This is a genomic window from Segeticoccus rhizosphaerae, assembly GCF_009192725.1.
In the GTDB taxonomy this organism is placed as follows: domain Bacteria; phylum Actinomycetota; class Actinomycetes; order Actinomycetales; family Dermatophilaceae; genus Segeticoccus; species Segeticoccus rhizosphaerae.
Window position 1 is genome coordinate 1 of record NZ_VOHR01000394.1, and the last position, 3,140, is coordinate 3,140.

The window sequence follows — 3,140 nt, forward strand, 5'->3', positions numbered from 1 at the left end:
CGTCCGCACGCGCCTGGCCCGGGCAGCGGCCCGGGTGCGCCATCCCCGCCGCCCGCGCCGCAGCTGATCCCGCGTTCGTCGTCGACCTGCCGTGGGTCGGCACGAAGCGGCGCTGGGCGTCGGTCAGCCCGAAGATCGTCACCTCGGGACGGACCACAGGCTGGGGGAGTATGCCGCCCGCGGCGCCGTCCCGGATGTGGCCGTGCCGGTGGGCGAGACTGCGGATCGTCATCCGCACCGGGGCAGGTGGGCCGTGGTAGACAACGACTGCCCGTCGCCGCTCGGCGCTCGGGGTCCGCACGCTCGAGGGCACGGAGGTCGGTCATGACGGTTGAGGATGCGGAGGTCCAGGAGGACTACGTCCTGGGTCGGGTGGTGATGCTGGCCGCGGTCGCGGCGCTCGGTGGTTTCCTCTTCGGCTTCGACACCGCGGTCATCAACGGTGCGGTGAACGCCGTCGGTGACGAGTTCGATCTCGCGCCCGGGCCGAAGGGGTTCGTCGTGGCGTCGGCCCTGCTCGGCTGCGCGGTGGGTGCCTACCTCGCCGGGCGGCTCGCCGACCGGATCGGCCGGATCAAGGTCATGGTCATCGCCGCCGCGATGTTCTTCGTCTGCGCCATCGGGTCGGCGTTCGCCTTCTCCGCCTGGGACCTGACCTTCTGGCGGATCATCGGTGGACTCGGCGTCGGCGCGGCCTCGGTGATCGCGCCCGCCTACATCGCCGAGACGTCGCCCGCGGTGCTGCGCGGGCGGATGGGGTCGCTGCAGCAGCTCGCGATCGTGACCGGCATCTTCGTCGCGCTCCTGTCCGATGCGCTCTGGGCCCACATCGCTCGGGGCGCGAGCGAGCAGCTGTGGTGGGGGATGGACGCCTGGCGCTGGATGTTCCTCGTGGGCGTGGTGCCGGCCGTCCTCTACGGCGCGATGGCGCTGACCATCCCCGAGTCGCCGCGCCACCTGATGGCCAAGGGCCAGACCGAGAAGGCACGTGCGGTGCTGCGCCAGGTGATGCGCACCGGCGTCGGAGCCCGCATCGACGAGATCCGCCGCACCATCGAGATCGACCGCCGTTCGTCCTTCTCCGACATCCGCAAGAAGGGCAGCGGGCTGCTGCCGATCGTCTGGGTCGGGATCGCACTGTCGGTGTTCCAGCAGTTCGTCGGCATCAACGTGATCTTCTACTACTCCTCGGCGCTGTGGCAGCAGGTCGGGTTCACCGAGGCCGACGCGCTCAAGCAGACCGTCATCACCTCGGTCACCAACATCGTCGTGACCCTGGTGGCCATCGCCCTGGTCGACCGGATCGGCCGCAAGCTGCTGCTGGTGATCGGCTCCTCGGGCATGTTCGTCACCCTGGGCACGCTGGCCATCGTCTTCGCGACCGCACCGACCAAGCTGAACGCCGACGGACACATGGAGCCGGTGCTGAGCAGCGGGGGAGGGATGACGGCACTCATCGCCGCCAACCTGTTCGTCGTGTTCTTCGGCGTCTCCTGGGGCCCGGTGGTCTGGGTGCTCCTCGGCGAGATGTTCAACAACAGGATCCGCGCGACCGCACTCGGCGTCGCGGCGGGCGCGCAGTGGATCGCCAACTTCGCCATCTCCACGAGCTTCCCCAAGATGGCCGACATCGGGCTCGGCTTCGCCTACGGCTTCTACACCGTCTTCGCGCTGTTGTCCCTGGGCTTCGTCCTGAAGTTCGTCCAGGAGACCAAGGGTCGACAACTCGAGGACATGGCCTAGCGCCCCTGATCCGGAGCACCTGTATGCCGTGACGTCGCCGTGGGCGCCGCGGAGGTGACGCGACCCCGTGCCCGGCAACACGTCAAACCCCCTTGCGGTGCGGGACGACGCGACGCATGATTACTTGGTAACAAAGTAATCATGAGAGGTGCAGGTCATGCGACGACAGAGCGAGAGCCGGCGGCTGCCGGATGCGTCGGACGCCGGAGACTGGTTCGCCGGGCGGCTGCCCGACGACTGGTTCACCGGCGAGCCGACGATCACGGTGGACCGCGACGAGATCACGGTCGTGGGCGAGCTGCCGCGGGTCGAGGGCGGGACGTCCGCGGCCGACGGACGGATCACCCGGTGGCGCGAGGACACCCGAGCCCAGCGGATGAGGATCGCCGACGAGGCACAGGACCGCTACGGCCGCACCGTGTCCTGGGGCGCCCGGATCGGCGAGACCGGCCGTCTGTTCACCCATCTGGCGGTGCCGTCGATGACCCGCCTGCGACAGAGCGAGCGGCAGGTCCTCGACACCCTGGTCGACGCGGGGGTGGCACGCTCGCGCTCGGACGCCCTGGCATGGTGCGTCCGCCTGGTCGGCAAGCACACGGACGAGTGGCTGTCGGGACTGCGCGACGCCATGTCGGAGGTGGAGAAGCGGCGAGCCGAGGGCCCGGACGTCTGACCCGCCGGATGGGGCGGGGCGGGGCGGGGTGTCAGCCGGCGAACGCGATCGTGCGCTGGCCCGTCACGCCGGGCTTGACCGAGAAGACCGAGCCCGCTTGCGGCTGCTCATCGACGGGCAGGTTCTCACGCGAGGTCGTGATGAAGAGCTCGTCGAGGTCCGGTCCGCCGAAGGTGCAGGCGGTCACCTGCCGCACCGGAAGCTCCACCACGCCGTCGAGTCGCCCGTCCGGGGAGTAGCGGTGCACGACCGATCCGCCGTAGATCGCGGTCCACACGTAGCCCTCCGCATCGACGCAGAGCCCGTCCGGCCCCGAGATGTCCGGCAGGTCGACGGTCACGAGTGGCCGGCGCGGACCCAGCCCGCCCTCCCGGTCGTAGTCCATCACGCTGACCTGGTGGGTGGGGGTGTCGTTGTAGTAGGCGAGCGAGCCGTCCGGGCTGAAGGCGAAGCCGTTGGAGACCGTGACCCCGCTCCACATCTGCTCGGTCGCGTAGCCCCCTGAGCCGTCCGCCGCCAGGCGGAACATCGAGCCGGCGCCTGGCGCCTGGTCGTAGGCCATCGACCCGCAGTAGAATCGGCCGTCGGGGTCGCAGCCACCGTCGTTGAAGCGGATCCCGCGATCGCTCCACACCTCGGGCAGGGGCGCGAGGTCGGTCAGGTCGTCGCGCCCGGCGAGCCCGAGGGCCCGTTCGAGGCCGACGACCGCGCCGCCCCCGGCGCG

4 protein-coding genes are annotated in these 3,140 nt (G+C 70.4%); 2 read left to right on the forward strand and 2 right to left on the reverse strand.

Annotated features, from left to right (window positions below; genetic code table 11):
* Positions 1–232 (reverse strand): hypothetical protein (locus FRW57_RS19585; protein WP_152186826.1); only part of this gene is annotated, 232 nt, incomplete at its 3' end.
* Positions 233–324: 92 nt separating this feature from the next.
* On the opposite strand from FRW57_RS19585, the gene FRW57_RS19590 reads away from it, so the two are divergent.
* Together FRW57_RS19590 and FRW57_RS19595 are read left to right on the forward strand one after the other, a co-directional pair.
* A complete protein-coding gene (locus tag FRW57_RS19590; protein WP_152186827.1) occupies positions 325–1,743 on the forward strand; it encodes a sugar porter family MFS transporter in 1,419 nt (472 codons plus the stop codon).
* Positions 1,744–1,900: 157 nt separating this feature from the next.
* Positions 1,901–2,416, forward strand: coding sequence for a hypothetical protein (locus FRW57_RS19595; RefSeq protein ID WP_137120308.1), 516 nt, complete (start codon positions 1,901–1,903; stop codon positions 2,414–2,416).
* A gap of 31 nt (positions 2,417–2,447) precedes the next feature.
* Here FRW57_RS19595 and FRW57_RS19600 read toward each other — a convergent pair.
* The coding region (locus FRW57_RS19600) for an SMP-30/gluconolactonase/LRE family protein (protein WP_152186828.1) at positions 2,448–3,140 on the reverse strand (693 nt) is incomplete at its 5' end.